Origin of the sequence: Jatrophihabitans sp. (assembly GCF_036389215.1) — a bacterium.
In the GTDB taxonomy this organism is placed as follows: domain Bacteria; phylum Actinomycetota; class Actinomycetes; order Mycobacteriales; family Jatrophihabitantaceae; genus Jatrophihabitans_A.
Window position 1 is genome coordinate 1 of the sequence record NZ_DASVQG010000196.1, and the last position, 14,723, is coordinate 14,723.

The following is a 14,723-nucleotide window of genomic DNA, read 5'->3' on the forward strand; positions in this document are numbered from 1 at the left end:
CTGTACCCGAGCGCCTTCTCCACCGCCTTGCTGGACTTGCCGCCCAGCACGTCGCGCAGCAGGGTGGTCCGGGTCGCCATGACGCCACTGTGCCAGAAACTGCCGGGCGGTTTACTCGACCCCGATCAGCAGCGGGAACTCCGGCTGGCCGCCGACGAACACGCTGACCTCGACCAGCGGATGGCGACTGCGCAGGTAGGTGTGCACGGCCTGCGCGGCGGCTTCGGAACCAGGATCGGCGCCGGAGAGCACGGTCACCAGCTCACCGCCGGCGGCCACCAGCCGGCGCACCAGGCTGATACCCACCCCGGCGACGTCGGCGCCGATCTCGACCACCTCGCCGTCGATCAGGCCCAGCACGTCACCGGCCGAGCACCGGCCGGCGTAGGTGATGGAGTCACCGACCGCGATGGTGACCTCGGCGAACCGGGTGGCGGCGGCGGCTTCGGCCAGGGCGATCACGTTGTCCTCGAACCGCCGGGTCCGGTCGTGCACCGCCACCGCTGCCAGTCCCTGCACCGGCGACTTGGTGGGTACCACCGCGACGCTGACGCCCTGCTCGCGCGCCTGGGCGGCAGCGGATTCGGCCACCGCCCGTACCGCCGGGGCGTTGGGCAGCAGGATCACCTGGGCCGCCCCGGTCTGCAGGATCTCAGCCAGCACCTGGGCCGCCGACGGCGCCGAACCCGCGCTGGGACCGCCCTCGACCACCGACACCCCTTCGGAGCGGAACAGCTCGGCCAGCCCGTCGCCGGGCGCCACGGCGACCAGGGCGATCCCCGACCGGCTGGTCTCCGACGACTGGCCGGCCACCTGGTCGGCGAACCGGGTGACGGTGATTCGGTGCGGCCGGCCGGCCTCGATACCGGCCTCGATCGCCGCACCCACGTCGTTGACGTGCACGTGGACGTTGAACGGGCCGTCACCGGTGCCGACCACCACCAGCGAGTCACCCAGCTCGGCCAGCACGGCCTTCAGCGGTGGCAGCGCCGACTCCGAGGCGTGCAGCAGGTACTGCACCTCGTATCCGAACTCCGGGCTGCCCGACTCGCGCACCATTTCCAGCGCCTGCCGGTTGCGGGCCGGTGAGAGCTGCGCCGGTCCCAGCGTGCCCTGCCCGGTGATCACCGCGGCAAGCGCGTCCAGCACGATCACCAGACCGCACCCGCCGGCGTCGACCACGCCGGCCTCGGCCAGCACCGCCAGCTGCTGGGGCGTGCCGGCCAGCGCGGCGGTGGCACCGGCGGCGGCGGCGGACACCACGGCTGCCAGCTCGGGCGAGTCGCCGAGCTCCTCGGCGGCCTCCGCGCTCCCCCGCACGACCGACAGCATGGTGCCCTCGACCGGCTCGGCCACGGCGGCGTAGGCCGCGTCGGTGGCCAGCCGCAGCCCCTTGACCAGCAAGGTGCCATCGGCCTCGACCGCGCCGTCGCAGGCCTCGGCCAGGCCCGAGATGATCTGGGCGACGATGACGCCGGAATTGCCGAGAGCACCCAACAGCGCGCCCTTGGCCATCGCCGCCAGCACCCCGCTGACGGTGCCCGAACGATCGGCTGCCACCGCGTCGGCGGCGCCGTGCATGGTCAGCGCGAGGTTGGTGCCGGTGTCGCCGTCCGCAATCGGGAAGACGTTGAGGTCGTCGATCTCGCCCCGGCGGGCGTCGAGGCCGTCCACCGCCGCGCTGCACCAGCGGCGGACCGCCGAGGCATCGAGCAGCGCGAGCATCCGTGCCCCTTCCTCACGACACACTCCGGCGTTGGTCTGGCCGATACCCTACTGTGGCTGGTCCGCACTGTGACTGGTCAGCGACTGGTCAGCGACTGGTCAGCGCCGCCGGTTTGGATCGCGCTGACGTCGCTGGCTACACTTGTCCGGTTGCCCGAAACGTTCATACCAAGATCTGAGGAGGCCATTGTGGCCAGCCACTGCGATGTCTGCGGCAAGGGGCCCGGCTTCGGCATGTCCGTCTCGCACTCGCACCGCCGTACCCACCGCCGGTGGAACCCGAACGTGCAGACCGTCCGCGCGCTCGTCGCGCCGGGCACCCGCCGCCGGGTCTCGGTGTGCACCTCCTGCCTGAAGGCGGGCAAGGTCACCCGCGCCTAATCCAGCCGTGCCGGCCGCAAGGCCTTCACCAGCACAGGCCTTCACCAGCACAGGCCTTCGCCAGCACAGATCCGCCAGCACAGACCGGGCCGGTTCCCCAGGGAGCCGGCCCGTTGTCATTCGGCCAATCGTCATTCCAGCCAGCCCGTTCGGCGAGCCAGGAACCGACCCGAGTGCTCAGCGGAAGTGCTGGTGGCCCAGATGTGCCCAGCTCAGGCCGTCCACCCGGACGCCGGAGCCCTCGTTCACCATTCCGATCACCTGCCAGGAGTCCGGCAGCCGGGTGTCGTTGGGAAAGGTCGCCACCAGCGCGTAGTCGTCACCGCCGCCCAGCACCCAGGTCATCGGATCGGTGTTCAGGGCCGAGGAGACGTCGCGGAGCTTGGCCGCCGGGGCCAGGGCGTCGCGGCGCAGCTCGATCCGCACGCCGCTGGCTTCGGCGAGGTGACCCAGGTCCGAGACCAGGCCGTCGGAGACGTCGGTCATCGCGGTCGCGCCCAGCTCGGCGGCCCGGATGCCCTCCTGATAGGGCGGCTCGGGCCTGCGGTGGGCGTTGACCACCTGCACCGGTGAGCGGAATCCGCGCGAGAGCACCGCATAGCCGGCCGCTGCCCAGCCGAGCCGTCCGGTGACCGCGACCAGGTTGCCGGGCTTCGCGCCCGACAGCCGTACCGGCTCGCGTCCCTGCAGGTCTCCCAGCGCGGTCACCGCCAGCAGCACCGAGTCGGCCGCGCTGACGTCACCGCCCACCACGGCGGCGCCGACCTCGGCACACTCCTCGGCGAAGCCGGCCAGCAGCGAGTCGAGCCAGCTCAGTTCCAGGTCCGCCGGCGCGCCGAGCCCCACCAGCAGCGACGTCGGCTGGGCGCCCATCGCGACGATGTCGGCGAAGTTGCGGGCGGCCGCCTTGTGGCCGATGTCGTTGGCGGTCGACCAGTCCCGGCGGAAATGCCGGTTCTCGATCAGCAGATCGGTCGAGGCGACCACCCGCCCGTCCGGGCAGGACAGCACCGCCGCGTCGTCACCGGGGCCGATCAGTGCCGATTCCGCAGGCGCCAGCGCGCTGGTGATCCGCCGGACCAGGCCGAACTCACCCAGGTCAGCGATCGTTCTAGGCTCAGAAATGTCGACCAGCCTCCAGTGCGTGCGGTTCTCGATCCGGCCGGCGGCGGCCGGATCGTGGCGGTGCCTACCTCCATGATCCTCACCCGCCGAGCAGCACCGTCAGCCGGATCCGGGGATCACGCCTACACCGGTGTTGCGCTACGTTCTAGCTGCTTTGACTAAGCGGCTCGCTCAGCTGCTCGACCCGCGACGACGAAAGGACGTGCCGTGCCAGAGACGGTGAACGCCTACATCCTCATTCAGACCGAGGTCGGAAAGGCCGCCTCGGTGGCGCAGGAGATCGCCAACCTGCAGGGCGTCACGATGGCCGAGGACGTCACCGGCCCGTACGACGTGATCGTGCGCGCCGAGGCCTCCAGCATGGACGAACTGGGCCGGATGGTGGTCGCCCGGGTGCAGGGCGTCTCGGGCATCACCCGCACCCTGACCTGCCCGGTGGTCCATATCTAGCAGCACCGGGCGCCTCGCACCGGCCCTGAGGACGAGCCATCGACCGCGCACAACGCCGAGCCGCCGTGATCGCCACCGCGATCGCGGCCCCGGTGACGGTGGTGCTGGCGTTCCTGCTGACCGCCGGGCACTCCGACAGTCCCGGTCCGGCGCCGTCGAGTTCGGTCCTTCCAGCCGTGACCGTGCCGGCCCCGCCGAAGCCGGACCCTGCCACCCAGGCGGCCTGCGTCAAGGTGTTCGCCAAGCTGCCGGTACAGCTGGGGCAGCTGGCCCCGCGCAGGACCCAGACCGACTCATCGTTCGTCGCGGCGTGGGGGGACCCGGCCGTGGTGGTCCGGTGCGGGGTTGCCAAGCCGGCGGTGTTCGGCACCGCCGAGGCCGCCCAGTTGGTGGAGGTCGACGCCGTCCTCTGGCAACCGGACCCCCAACGGGACCGGACCGTCTACACCACCGTCGATCGCAGCGTCTACATCGATGTCACCGTTCCGGCCGGCGCTGACCAGCCGTTGCCGCTACTGGCCCCGGCGGTGTCCGCGCTGCCGCGGCTGTGTACCGCCACCGATGCCGCGGGCAACCCGGGCGCCAAGCTGCCGATCTGCCGCGCCGACCGCTGAGGCCGGCTGGGTTCAGCCGAGCCGCGCTACTTCGCGTGCTGGGCCAGGGCGGTGGCGATCAGCCGGTCGAGCAGTTCGGGGTACTCGACACCAGTCGCCGCCCACATCTTGGGATACATCGAGATCGCGGTGAATCCCGGCATGGTGTTCACCTCGTTCAGGACCAGCCGGCCGTCGCGATCGAGGAAGAAGTCGACCCGGGCGAGGCCCGCGCAGTCCAGCGCCCGGAACGCCCGGCATGATGCGTCCTGAATCGCCTGGATGGTGTCAGGCCCGACATCGGCGGGAATGTCGAATTCCGAGGCGTCCTCCAGGTACTTGGCCTCGAAGCTGTACCAGTCGAAGTCCGGGCGCAACCTGATCTCGGCGGGCAGCGAGGCCGAGACCGTGCCGTCGGCGTCCTGCAGCACACCGCACTCGATCTCGCGTCCCAGCACGGCCGCCTCGATCAGCACCTTGGAATCGTGCTCGAAGGCGAGTTTGAGCGCGGCCGGCAGCTCGTCGGGGGAACGGACCTTGGAGATCCCGATGCTGGAGCCGGCCCGGGCGGGTTTGACGAACACCGGCAGGCCAAGTTCCTCCAGCGCCTGCTGGTCGACCGGGTCACCCGGCCTGAGCACCAGGTAGCGCCCGACGTCGAGCCCGGCGGCCTTGAGCATCGTCTTGGTGAACGCCTTGTCCATCGCCGCGGCGCTCGCCAGCACGCCGGAGCCGACGTAGCCGACGCCGGCCATCTCCAGCAGCCCCTGGATCGTGCCGTCCTCGCCGTAGGCGCCGTGCAGCACCGGAAAGACCAGGTCGACGCTGTCCAGGACGGCGATCGCCGACGCCGCGTCGAAGACCGCCACCGCGCCGCTACCGGCCCGCAGCGCGATCTCGGTGTCCGACGGCGGCACCTCGGGCAGGGTGTGGGCGGCGATCCGCAGCTCGTCCGGCTGGACGTCGGTGCGTACCCAGCCGCCGGCCCGGGTGATACCCAGGGTCAGCACCTCGTATCTGGCCGGATCCAGTGCCGCGAGCACGCTGCCGGCGCTCAGCACCGAGACCGGGTGCTCGCAGCTGCGCCCGCCGTAGACGACGGCGAGCCGTATTCGTGATGCCATGGTCTTCGAGGCTAGCGGAGAACTACTCACTCTTCGTGGACCGGCTCATCAGCAGCCGTGCTGCGTCCACCGGGGCCAGGCTGCCGTAGCACACGGAATCCATCACCCGGGTGATCGGGACGTCGATGCCGTGCCGGTTGGCAAGTTCCAGGACCGACCGGCATGACTTCACCCCCTCGGCCACCTGTCCGTGGGTCGCTTCCTGGGCCTGCTCCAGGCTCTCTCCCTTGCCCAGCCGCTCGCCGAAGCTGCGGTTGCGCGACAGCGGGGAGGCGCAGGTGGCCACCAGGTCGCCCAGTCCGGCGAGCCCGGCGAACGTCACCGGGTCGGCACCGAGGGCCAGCCCCAGCCGGGAGGTCTCGGCCAGGCCGCGGGTGATCAGCGAGGCGATGGTGTTGTTCCCGAAGCCCATTCCGGCGGCCATCCCACAGGCCAGCGCGATCACGTTCTTGACCGCCCCGCCCAATTCGGTGCCGACCACGTCGATATTGGTGTACGGCCTGAAGTACGGGGCGTTGCAGGCCTGCTGCACCAGGGCACCACGGTCGGTGTCGGTGCACGCGACCACCGTCGCGGTGGGCTGCTCCATGGCGATCTCCCGAGCCAGGTTGGGTCCCGAGACCACCGCCACCCGCTCCGCTTCGGCCCCGGCGACCTCGCTGATCACCTCGCTCATCCGCTTGACGGTGCCGAGCTCGATGCCCTTCATCAGGCTGACCAGGATCGCCTCGGCCGGGATCAGCCCGGCCCAGCCGGCCAGGTTCTCCCGCAGCGCCTGGGACGGGATCGCCAGCACCACCAGGTCGGCGCCGTCCAGGGCTTCGGCGGCGTCGGCGGTGGCCTGCAGCGACCGCGGCAAGGAAACCCCTGCGAGGTAGTCGGGATTGACGTGCTCGCGGCTGATGGTGCGCGCGAGCTCCGGCCGGCGGGCCCACATCACGGTGTCGGTGCCGGCATCGACCAGCACCTTGGCGAACGTGGTCCCCCACGAACCCGAACCCAGCACCGCGGCGCGGGTCATCGCTGACCCTGCTTCGCCGCCGACCAGCGATAGAACTCCGCCGGTGGCTGCTCGCCGCGGATCTCGGCGACCTGGTCACGGATCGCGACCATGATCCGGTCGGTCATCTGGTGCAGCACCGCCGAGCTCGGCGCGCTGCCGGCGAACTCGGACAGGTCCACCGGCTCGCCGGCCCGGATGGTGATCCGCTTGCGTGGCAACGGCCGGAACCTGCGCGCGTAGACGTCGAGGAAGTGCTGGGCGCCCCACTGCCCGACCGGCACCACCGGCACTCCGGGCGCCAGCAGCGCGAGCCTGGCGACCCCGGTCTTGGCCTGCATCGGCCAGAATCCGGGGTCCCTGGTCACGGTGCCCTCCGGGTAGATCAGCACGACCTCACCGCGCCCCAGCGCCTCGACGGCGCCGTGCAGCGCCTGTGCTGCGTCAGCGGTCTCGCGGTGCACCGGAATCTGGCCGGCCCCGGTGACGATCCGGCCGAGCGGGAACGGCAGCGTGAACAGGCTCGCCTTGGCCAGGTAGCGCGGTACCCGCCCCGCGTCCCAGATGAACCGGGCGAAGATCAGCGGGTCGGCGTAGGAGATGTGGTTGACCGCCACGATGGCCGGCCCGGTAGCCGGAATCCGGTCCAGGCCCACCCAGCGACGCCGGAACAGCAAGGTGATCAGGGGATAGACAAGAACCACGGCCAGCCGCATGTACGGCCCTACCTTCTCCGCGTGCCGTCGCACCAATCGAGTTCCTTCCTCCTGGCTCCGGCTGACTCCGGCCGGCGAGCCGCGCCGGTGGGTGCGAGTCTGCCACCGCCGTGCCCTAGTGGCAGCATCTGCGGAGTGCAGTGGCGAGTTGTGGTTCCGATCAAGCACGGAGCGCCGGCCAAGACCCGGCTGCGCCCTGCCACCAGGGAGCAGGCCCACCACGCCGAGCTGGTCCGCGCCATCCAGCTCGACACCCTGGGCGCGGTGCTCGCCCTGCGGACCCATCCGCTGCTGGGCGGGCTGTTCGTGGTTTCGGGACAGGCCTCGGGGCAGATGACTGGGCAACTCTCCGGGCAGGTCCCGGGGCAACTCTCTGTGCACCCCGCGATGGCGCTGCCGGCGATGGCGCTGCCGGCCGAGATCGAGGTCCTTCCCGATGCCGGTGGCGGCCTCAACCCGGCGTTGGCCGCCGCGGCCGCCGAGCTGGCCCGCCGGTTTCCCGGCGACGGGGTGGTGGCCATGGTCGGTGATCTGCCCGCGTTACGGGCCGCTGACCTGCTGGCCGTGCTGCACCAGGCACCGGCGGCCGGGCGTGGCTTCGTGCGCGACGCGGACGGAAGCGGCACCACGCTGCTCACCGCCGGGCCCGGTACGCCACTGGCGCCGCTGTTCGGTCCGGGATCGGCGCAGCGGCACCTGGACTCCGGTGCCCGCGAGCTCGACGCCGCCGCCAGCCTGCGCTGCGACGTGGACTCGGCGGCGGACCTGCACCGGTGCCTGCAGCTGGGTGTCGGAATGCTGACCTCGCAGCTGGTGGCACACCTGGTGTGAGCCCGGCCAGCCGGTGGGGGTCGGCCGATCGGGTTTCGACGGGCAGAATGGCCCTATGACCGAAACAGTTGTCTCCACCGAGTCTGTCTCCCCCGAGTCTGTTTCCATCGAGTCTGTCTCCACCGAGTCCCTGGACGGGTCCGTGGCGGTGCAGGCCGTCAAGATTGCCGGTGACGATGCCGAGCTGCCCGAAGACCGGTTCTCCAACCGCGAGATGTCCTGGCTGAACTTCAACGCCCGGGTGCTGGCGCTGGCCGAGGACCGGCAGCAGCCGCTGCTGGAGCGGATGAAGTTCCTGTCGATCTTCGCCAGCAATCTCGACGAGTTCTACATGGTGCGGGTGGCCGGGCTGAAGCGGCGACTGGAGATGGGGCTGGGGGTGCGCTCGGCCGACGGGCTCACCATCCGGGAGACGCTGGTCATGATCAGTGAGCGCAGCCGGGAGCTGGTGGCCCGGCACGCCCGGTGCTTCGGGAGCGACATCGAACCCGCGCTGGCCGCCGAGGGCATCCGGATCCTGAGCTGGGGACATCTGGACGACCATCAGCAGCAGGCGCTGACCGAGTACTTCCACGCCAAAGTCTTCCCGGTCCTCACCCCGCTGGCCGTCGACCCGGCGCATCCCTTCCCTTACATCTCAGGGCTGTCGCTCAACCTGGCGGTGCTGGTCCGCGAGCCCGGGTCCGAGCTGGACAAGTTCGCCCGGGTGAAGGTGCCCAACAACGTTCCCCGGTTCGTCACCGTTGACAGGACCGCCGAGTCGGCCGGGTTCCTGCCGCTCGAGGAGCTGATCGCGGCACACCTGTCGGCGCTGTTCCCGGGAATGCAGATCGTCCAGCACCACCTGTTCCGGGTCACTCGCAACACCGACTTCGAGGTGGAGGAGGACCGCGACGAGGACCTGCTGCAGGCCCTGGAGCGTGAGCTGGTCCGGCGCCGGTTCGGCCCGGCCGTCCGGCTCGAGGTGGCCGAGAACATCGCCGACGAGGTACTGGACCTGCTGACCAGCGAGATCGACGTCCAGCCCGAGGAGGTGTTGCGGGTTCCGGGCCTGCTCGATCTCACCGCGCTCTGGCAGGTCTATGACGTGGACCGGCCGGCATTGAAGGAGAAGCCGTTCGTGCCGGCCACCCATCCCCGCTTCGTCGACGGCGAGACGCCGAAGTCGGTGTTCGCGACCCTGCGTGAGGGCGACGTGCTGGTGCACCATCCCTACGAGTCCTTCGCCACCAGCGTGCAGCGCTTCATCGAGCAGGCGGCGGCCGACCCGAACGTGCTTGCCATCAAGCAGACGCTGTACCGCACCTCCGGTGATTCGCCCATCGTGGACGCCCTGATCGACGCGGCCCAGGCCGGCAAGCAGGTGATGGCGCTGGTGGAGATCAAGGCACGCTTCGACGAGCAGGCCAACATCAAGTGGGCCCGAGCGCTGGAGCGGGCCGGCTGCCACGTCGTCTACGGGCTGGTCGGGCTCAAGACACACTGCAAGACCTCGCTGGTGGTACGCCAGGAAGGTGCCTCACTGCGCCGCTACGCCCACATCGGTACCGGGAACTATCACCCCAAGACCGCGCGGCTGTATGAGGATCTGGGGTTGTTCACCGCCGATGAGAAGATCTGCGCCGACCTGACCGACCTGTTCAACGTGCTGACCGGCTACTCCCGCCAGACCGAGTACCGGACGCTGCTGGTCGCTCCGCAAGGTCTGCGGCCCGGGCTGCTGACGCGGATCGAGCGCGAGATCGACAATGCCAAGGCGGGCAAGAGCTCTTCCATCCAGATCAAGTGCAATCACCTGGTGGACGAGACCCTGATCGACGCGCTCTACCGGGCGTCTCGGGCCGGCGTCAGGGTCGAGTTGATGGTGCGGACCTTCTGCACGATCAAGGCCGGCGTGCCGGGGCTGAGCGAGAACATCACGGTCCGCTCGATCCTCGGCCGCTTCCTGGAGCACTCCCGGATCTTCTACTTCGCCAACGACGGCCAGCCCGAGTACTGGATCGGTTCGGCCGACATGATGCACCGCAACCTCGATCGCCGGGTCGAGGTGCTCACCCAGGTAACCGGCGCCAACACCGAGCAGTTGCGTACCACGCTGGATCTGGCCTTCGATCCGCAGACCACCGCCTGGGAACTGCAACCAGATGACCAGTGGGTTCGCCGCGGCGGCGGGAACAAGTCGGTGGACTACCAGCAGGTGTTGCTCACCCGGCTGGCCGCACGCGGCGCGTGAGCGGCCGGACCCGGAGCCGAGCCACTCCGGCGGCCGGCGGGGTGTTGTGGCGCCAGGACGGCGGCCGGGTGCTGGTGGCGGTGGTGCACCGGCCACGCTACGAGGACTGGACCCTGCCCAAGGGCAAACTCCATGCCGGTGAGCCAGCGCTGCTGGCTGCCGTGCGGGAGGTGCGGGAAGAGACCGGTGCCGAGGTCGAGGTCGGCCGGCGCCTGCCGTCGGTGGAGTACCCGTTCGGCGAGTCGGTCAAGCGGGTGTCCTACTGGGTGATGCGCTACCGGGGCGGCGAGCACGCCGCCGGCGATGAGGTCGACCGGGTGCGATGGGCGACGGTCGCCGAGGCAACCCAGCAGTTGAGTTATCCGGTCGACCGGGGCGTGCTGGCTGATTTCGCCAGGCTGCCGAGCGCTACCCGCAGCCTGCTGCTGCTGCGGCACGCCAAGGCAGGCAAGCGATCGGCATACTCCGGTGACGATCGGCTGCGGCCGCTGGAGAAGGCTGGCTGGCGGCAGGCTCGCGATACGGTGCCGGTGCTGGCCGCGTTCGGACCGCAACGGGTGCTGGCCGCTGACCGGGTGCGCTGCGAGCAGACGGTGCAGCCACTGGCCGATCAGCTCGGCCTGCGGGTGCTCAGCGCGCCGACGCTGTCTGATGAGGCCTACCGCAGGGATCCCGAGGCCGGCCTCGCCACGATCCAGGAGTCGCTGGAACAGCCAGGCACGACCGTGATCTGCAGCCAGGGAGAGGCGATCCCGACAATGCTGGAGCAGCTGGGCGTGCCGGGCCCGGGGTACCCGGCACGCAAGGGTTCGTTGTGGGTGCTGACGATTGCCGACCGTGGCGTGATCGCCGCCGACTACTACCCGCGGCCCAGCGGCTGACCCGCGTCGCAACGGTCCTCGCGATCACGCCGGCAAGGCCCACCATGGCCGGCGGGCCTTGTCGCAGATCAGCTGGTGCGCTTGGCGGGAGCGCGCTTGGCCGCCTTCTTGGCCGGCGCGCCGGCTTCTGCTGGAGCGGACTTCACAGCCTTGCTGGCCGGCGCCTTGGACGCCGGCGCCTTGGACGCGGGCGCCTTGGACGCGGGAGCCTTGGACGCGGGAGCCTTGGACGCGGGAGCGGCCTTGCTGGCGGCGGCGTTGCTGGCAGATTCTGCTGCCGGCGCGGTCTTGCTCGCGGCTGCCTTGCGGGTAGTGGACTTGCCCGGACTTGCGTCGCTGGGGGTTGCCTTGCTCGGGCTTGCCTCGCTCGCAGCTGCCTTGCTGGCGGTTGCCTTGCCGGGATTTGCCTTGCTGGGGCTTGCCTTGCTGGCGGTTGCCTTGCTCGCGGACCGCTTGGCGGGAGCGCCGTTGCTGGCCGACTCGGCCGCCGGTGCGGACTTGGCCGCGGTGCGCTTGGCGGGAGCGCCGTTGCTGGCCGACTCGGCCGCGGGTGCGGACTTGGCCGCGGCCCGCTTCGCCGGGGCTGCCTTGCTAGCCGGGGTTGCCTTGCTGGCCGGGGTTGCCTTGCTGGCCGGGGCTGCCTTGCTGGCCGGGGCTGCCTTGCTGGCGGCGGCCTTCGTGGCGGGAGGCTTGGGCAGTTTCTTCGCGCCGCTGATCACGGCCTTGAATTCGGCGCCGGCCCGGAAGGCGGGCACCGAGGTCTTCTTGACCCGGACGCTCGCTCCGGTGGCCGGGTTGCGCGCGACCCGAGCGCCGCGGTCGCGCTTCTCGAACGAGCCGAATCCGGTCAGTGCCAGCTTCTCTCCGCGGACCACGACGGTGTAGATCTCATCGAGCACGGCGTCGAGTGCGGTGCCAGCCGCCTTCTTGTCGGAGCCGAGACGAGTCGCCAGCGCCTCAATGAACTGAGCCTTGTTCACGTGTCCTCCCAGGACCGCCGGTCAGCCACCGTGGCCAACCTCCACGCCGAACGGTAAGGCGTGCTTGCTCCAGAAACAACGCAATCGGCTTGTGTCGCAGGCACCTTCTCATCCAACACCAGCGGCAGGCGATGACCAGCTGACTCGTCGTCGACTCGATCCAGCGTTGGCCGGTGACTACATCGAGCGTCCCTCGCGGCCGATGATGAGCCTGTTACCACTGAGTAATACCCGATCGCGCAGGCCGGCGACGGTGGCTGTCAACGTGACTAGGTGGCGGGCGAGGCGCCCAACGGGTGCGTGCTCAGCGTGGTAGTGCCACCGGCAGCCATGGCTTGCGGTCCTGCTCATAGCGGTCGATCGCGATGGTGTCGCGCAGCGTCAACGCGATGTCGTCCAGCCCTTCCAGCAAACGCCAGCGGGTGTAGTCGTCCAGGTCGAAACCGTGCACCTCGCCGGGCCAGCGAACCTGCCGCTCCGGCAGATCGATGGTGACCTCGATCCGCGGGTCGTCGCTGATGTCATCGAGCAGCCGCTGGACGATCTTCTCCGGCAGCACCACGGTCAGCAGTCCGGCCTTGAGCGAATTGCCCCGGAAGATGTCTGCGAAACGCGGCGAGATCACCACCCGGAACCCGTAGTCCCAGAGTGCCCACACGGCATGCTCGCGTGATGAGCCGGTACCGAAGTCGGGTCCGGCCACCAGCACCGACGCTCCGGCATAGCGTTGCTGGTTCAGGACGAAATCCGGCTCGCTGGCGCGCCAGGCCTGGAACAGCGCGTCCTGGAAGCCGGTCCGGGTGACCCGCTTGAGGTAGACGGCCGGGATGATCTGATCGGTGTCCACGTTGCTCCGCCGTAGCGGCACTGCCCGGCCGGTGTGAACGGTGAACTTGTCCATGTCCTTGATCCCTTACAGGTCGGCGGGGCTGGCCAGGTGCCCGGCGACGGCAGTGGCCGCGGCGACCGGCGGCGACACCAGATGGGTTCGGCCGCCCCTGCCTTGGCGCCCTTCGAAGTTCCGGTTCGAGGTCGAGGCACTGCGCTCACCGGGACCGAGCTGATCCGGGTTCATGCCCAGGCACATCGAACAACCGGCCTGCCGCCACTGTGCTCCGGCCGCGGTGAACACCGCATCCAGGCCCTCGCGCTCGGCCTGCTCCCGCACCCGCATCGAACCCGGCACCACCAGCACACGGACTCCCTCGGCAACCTTGCGGCCGCGCAGCACGGCCGCGGTGGCCCGCAGGTCCTCGATCCGGCCGTTGGTGCACGATCCGATGAACACGGTGTCGACCTTGATGTCGCGCAGTGGGGTGCCGGCCGTCAACCCCATGTAGGAGAGGGCTTTCTCCGCCGACACCCGCTCGGACTCGTCGGCGAACCGGGCCGGGTCCGGAACGCTGGCCGACAACGGCGCGCCCTGCCCGGGATTGGTTCCCCAGGTGACGAACGGGCTGATCTCGGCGGCGTCCAGCCGGAGTTCGGCATCGAACTCGGCATCGGGATCGGTGACCAGCCCCTTCCAGTACTGCACGGCGGCGTCGAAGTCCGCACCGGCCGGCGCGTGCGGGCGTCCCTTCAGGTAGGAGAAGGTGGTCTCGTCCGGTGCGATCATGCCGGCCCGGGCGCCCCACTCGATGCTCATGTTGCACACGGTCATCCGGCCTTCCATGCTCATCTGCCGGAAGACCTCGCCGCGGTACTCCACCATGTAACCCTGGCCGCCGCCGGTACCGGTGCGGGCGATCACGGCCAGGATGACGTCCTTCGGGGTGACTCCGGGCGGCAGCTGGCCGTCGATGGTCACGGCCATCGTCTTGGGACGATCCAGCGGCAGCGTCTGGGTTGCCAGCACGTGCTCCACCTGGCTGGTGCCGATGCCGAAGGCCAGGGCCCCGAACGCGCCGTGCGTGGAGGTGTGCGAATCACCGCACACCATCGTCATGCCGGGCTGGGTGATTCCGAGCTGCGGCCCGATCACGTGCACGATGCCTTGCTCGGAATGCCCCATCGGGTACAGGGTGATGCCGAACTCCTCGCAGTTGCGCCGCAGCGTCTCGACCTGGATGCGGCTGACCGGGTCGGCGATCGGGGCGAAGATGTCGGTGGTCGGCACGTTGTGATCCTCGGTTGCCAGGGTCAGCTCCGGCCGGCGCACCGGGCGCCCGGCCAGCCGAAGGCCGTCGAAGGCCTGTGGGCTGGTGACCTCGTGGACGAGGTGCATGTCGATGTAGAGCAGGTCCGGCTCGCCCGCCTTGCTGCGTACCAGGTGGCTCTCCCACAGCTTCTCCGCCAGCGTCTTGCCCATCCGCGGCTTTCCTTCCAGCTGGACCGGTGTCCGTGCGCGCCGGTTGTTGTATCTCAGATATTGGGAACGTAATATCGCCTCATGGGACAGCATAGCGGTATCGGCGTTCTCGACAAGACGGTTGCCATTCTTGCCGCCACCGCCACCGGTCCGGCCGCGCTCGCCGACCTGGTCGAGCAGACCTCGATCCCCCGAGCGACCGCCCACCGGCTGGCTGTCGCGTTGGAGGTGCACCGGCTGCTCGCCCGCGATGCCCAAGGCCGGTTCATACCTGGTCCGCGGCTGGCCGAACTGGCCGCCGCGGCAGCCGATCCGTTGCTCGAACGCGCAGCCGAGGTGCTCGCGTGGGTGCGCGACACCGCGGGTGAAAGTG

General features: G+C 70.0%; 15 protein-coding genes. 7 read left to right on the forward strand and 8 right to left on the reverse strand.

Features of this window, described 5'->3' with window-relative positions:
- Nucleotides 1-111: 111 nt before the first annotated feature.
- Nucleotides 112-1,725: a DAK2 domain-containing protein gene (locus VF542_RS10375; protein ID WP_408651630.1), complete on the reverse strand. Its 1,614-nt coding sequence runs from the start codon at nucleotides 1,723-1,725 to the stop codon at nucleotides 112-114.
- Between the two features lie 189 nt (nucleotides 1,726-1,914).
- Between VF542_RS10375 and rpmB the strand changes: the two genes are divergently transcribed.
- Entirely contained in the window at nucleotides 1,915-2,106 is a 192-nt protein-coding gene (gene rpmB / locus VF542_RS10380; RefSeq protein ID WP_408651631.1) for a 50S ribosomal protein L28, read from the forward strand.
- A gap of 177 nt (nucleotides 2,107-2,283) precedes the next feature.
- On the opposite strand, the gene VF542_RS10385 is transcribed toward rpmB, so the two are convergent.
- On the reverse strand, nucleotides 2,284-3,231 hold the full coding sequence (locus VF542_RS10385) for a thiamine-phosphate kinase (protein WP_408651644.1): 948 nt from the start codon (nucleotides 3,229-3,231) through the stop codon (nucleotides 2,284-2,286).
- Nucleotides 3,232-3,438: 207 nt separating this feature from the next.
- Here VF542_RS10385 and VF542_RS10390 point away from each other — a divergent pair, with 207 nt between their 5' ends.
- Both VF542_RS10390 and VF542_RS10395 read left to right on the forward strand, forming a co-directional pair.
- The gene (locus VF542_RS10390) at nucleotides 3,439-3,681 is read left to right on the forward strand and encodes an Lrp/AsnC family transcriptional regulator (protein WP_408651632.1); all 243 of its coding nucleotides are present in this window, start codon (nucleotides 3,439-3,441) and stop codon (nucleotides 3,679-3,681) included.
- A gap of 65 nt (nucleotides 3,682-3,746) precedes the next feature.
- A complete protein-coding gene (locus tag VF542_RS10395; protein WP_408651633.1) occupies nucleotides 3,747-4,295 on the forward strand; it encodes a DUF3515 domain-containing protein in 549 nt (182 codons plus the stop codon).
- A gap of 26 nt (nucleotides 4,296-4,321) precedes the next feature.
- Here the strand turns inward: VF542_RS10395 and VF542_RS10400 are convergent, their stop codons facing one another.
- From VF542_RS10400 to VF542_RS10410, 3 genes are read right to left on the reverse strand one after another with little or no spacing between them, the layout of a single operon-like run.
- Nucleotides 4,322-5,428 (reverse strand): D-alanine--D-alanine ligase family protein, encoded by a 1,107-nt coding sequence (locus VF542_RS10400; RefSeq protein WP_408651634.1) that lies wholly within the window; start codon nucleotides 5,426-5,428, stop codon nucleotides 4,322-4,324.
- Complete coding sequence (locus tag VF542_RS10405; RefSeq protein WP_408651635.1) at nucleotides 5,421-6,419, reverse strand: NAD(P)H-dependent glycerol-3-phosphate dehydrogenase; 999 nt, start codon at nucleotides 6,417-6,419, stop codon at nucleotides 5,421-5,423. Before VF542_RS10405 ends, VF542_RS10400 begins: the two co-directional genes overlap by 8 nt.
- A complete protein-coding gene (locus VF542_RS10410) occupies nucleotides 6,416-7,147 on the reverse strand; it encodes a lysophospholipid acyltransferase family protein (RefSeq protein ID WP_408651636.1) in 732 nt (243 codons plus the stop codon). Before VF542_RS10410 ends, VF542_RS10405 begins: the two co-directional genes overlap by 4 nt.
- Before the next feature lie 102 nt (nucleotides 7,148-7,249).
- Between VF542_RS10410 and cofC the strand changes: the two genes are divergently transcribed.
- Genes cofC through VF542_RS10425 form a run of 3 tightly spaced genes read left to right on the forward strand, consistent with a single transcriptional unit; the run spans nucleotide 7,250 to nucleotide 11,059 of the window.
- Nucleotides 7,250-7,945: a 2-phospho-L-lactate guanylyltransferase gene (gene cofC, locus VF542_RS10415; RefSeq protein WP_408651637.1), complete on the forward strand. Its 696-nt coding sequence runs from the start codon at nucleotides 7,250-7,252 to the stop codon at nucleotides 7,943-7,945.
- Between the two features lie 55 nt (nucleotides 7,946-8,000).
- Nucleotides 8,001-10,178: an RNA degradosome polyphosphate kinase gene (locus VF542_RS10420; protein ID WP_408651638.1), complete on the forward strand. Its 2,178-nt coding sequence runs from the start codon at nucleotides 8,001-8,003 to the stop codon at nucleotides 10,176-10,178.
- The gene (locus tag VF542_RS10425; protein WP_408651639.1) at nucleotides 10,175-11,059 is read left to right on the forward strand and encodes an NUDIX hydrolase; all 885 of its coding nucleotides are present in this window, start codon (nucleotides 10,175-10,177) and stop codon (nucleotides 11,057-11,059) included. Before VF542_RS10420 ends, VF542_RS10425 begins: the two co-directional genes overlap by 4 nt.
- A 68-nt stretch (nucleotides 11,060-11,127) precedes the next feature.
- Here the strand turns inward: VF542_RS10425 and VF542_RS10430 are convergent, their stop codons facing one another.
- From VF542_RS10430 to leuC, 3 genes are all read right to left on the reverse strand, one after another.
- A complete protein-coding gene (locus VF542_RS10430; protein ID WP_408651640.1) occupies nucleotides 11,128-12,039 on the reverse strand; it encodes an HU family DNA-binding protein in 912 nt (303 codons plus the stop codon).
- Between the two features lie 304 nt (nucleotides 12,040-12,343).
- Nucleotides 12,344-12,940, reverse strand: coding sequence for a 3-isopropylmalate dehydratase small subunit (leuD, locus tag VF542_RS10435; RefSeq protein ID WP_408651641.1), 597 nt, complete (start codon nucleotides 12,938-12,940; stop codon nucleotides 12,344-12,346).
- A gap of 12 nt (nucleotides 12,941-12,952) precedes the next feature.
- Nucleotides 12,953-14,350, reverse strand: a complete 1,398-nt coding sequence (gene leuC / locus VF542_RS10440) for a 3-isopropylmalate dehydratase large subunit (RefSeq protein WP_408651642.1) — start codon at nucleotides 14,348-14,350, stop codon at nucleotides 12,953-12,955.
- A gap of 81 nt (nucleotides 14,351-14,431) precedes the next feature.
- Here leuC and VF542_RS10445 point away from each other — a divergent pair.
- On the forward strand, nucleotides 14,432-14,723 hold a 292-nt coding region (locus VF542_RS10445), incomplete at its 3' end, for a helix-turn-helix domain-containing protein (RefSeq protein WP_408651643.1).

Coding starts and splice junctions, on each gene's coding strand:
- VF542_RS10375 (WP_408651630.1), bottom strand. CDS start 1,725: ATGCTCGCGCTGCTCGATGCCTCGGCGGTCCGCCGCTGGTGCAGCGCG.
- VF542_RS10405 (WP_408651635.1), bottom strand. CDS start 6,419: ATGACCCGCGCCGCGGTGCTGGGTTCGGGTTCGTGGGGGACCACGTTC.
- VF542_RS10420 (WP_408651638.1), top strand. CDS start 8,001: ATGACCGAAACAGTTGTCTCCACCGAGTCTGTCTCCCCCGAGTCTGTT.
- leuD (WP_408651641.1), bottom strand. CDS start 12,940: ATGGACAAGTTCACCGTTCACACCGGCCGGGCAGTGCCGCTACGGCGG.
- leuC (WP_408651642.1), bottom strand. CDS start 14,350: ATGGGCAAGACGCTGGCGGAGAAGCTGTGGGAGAGCCACCTGGTACGC.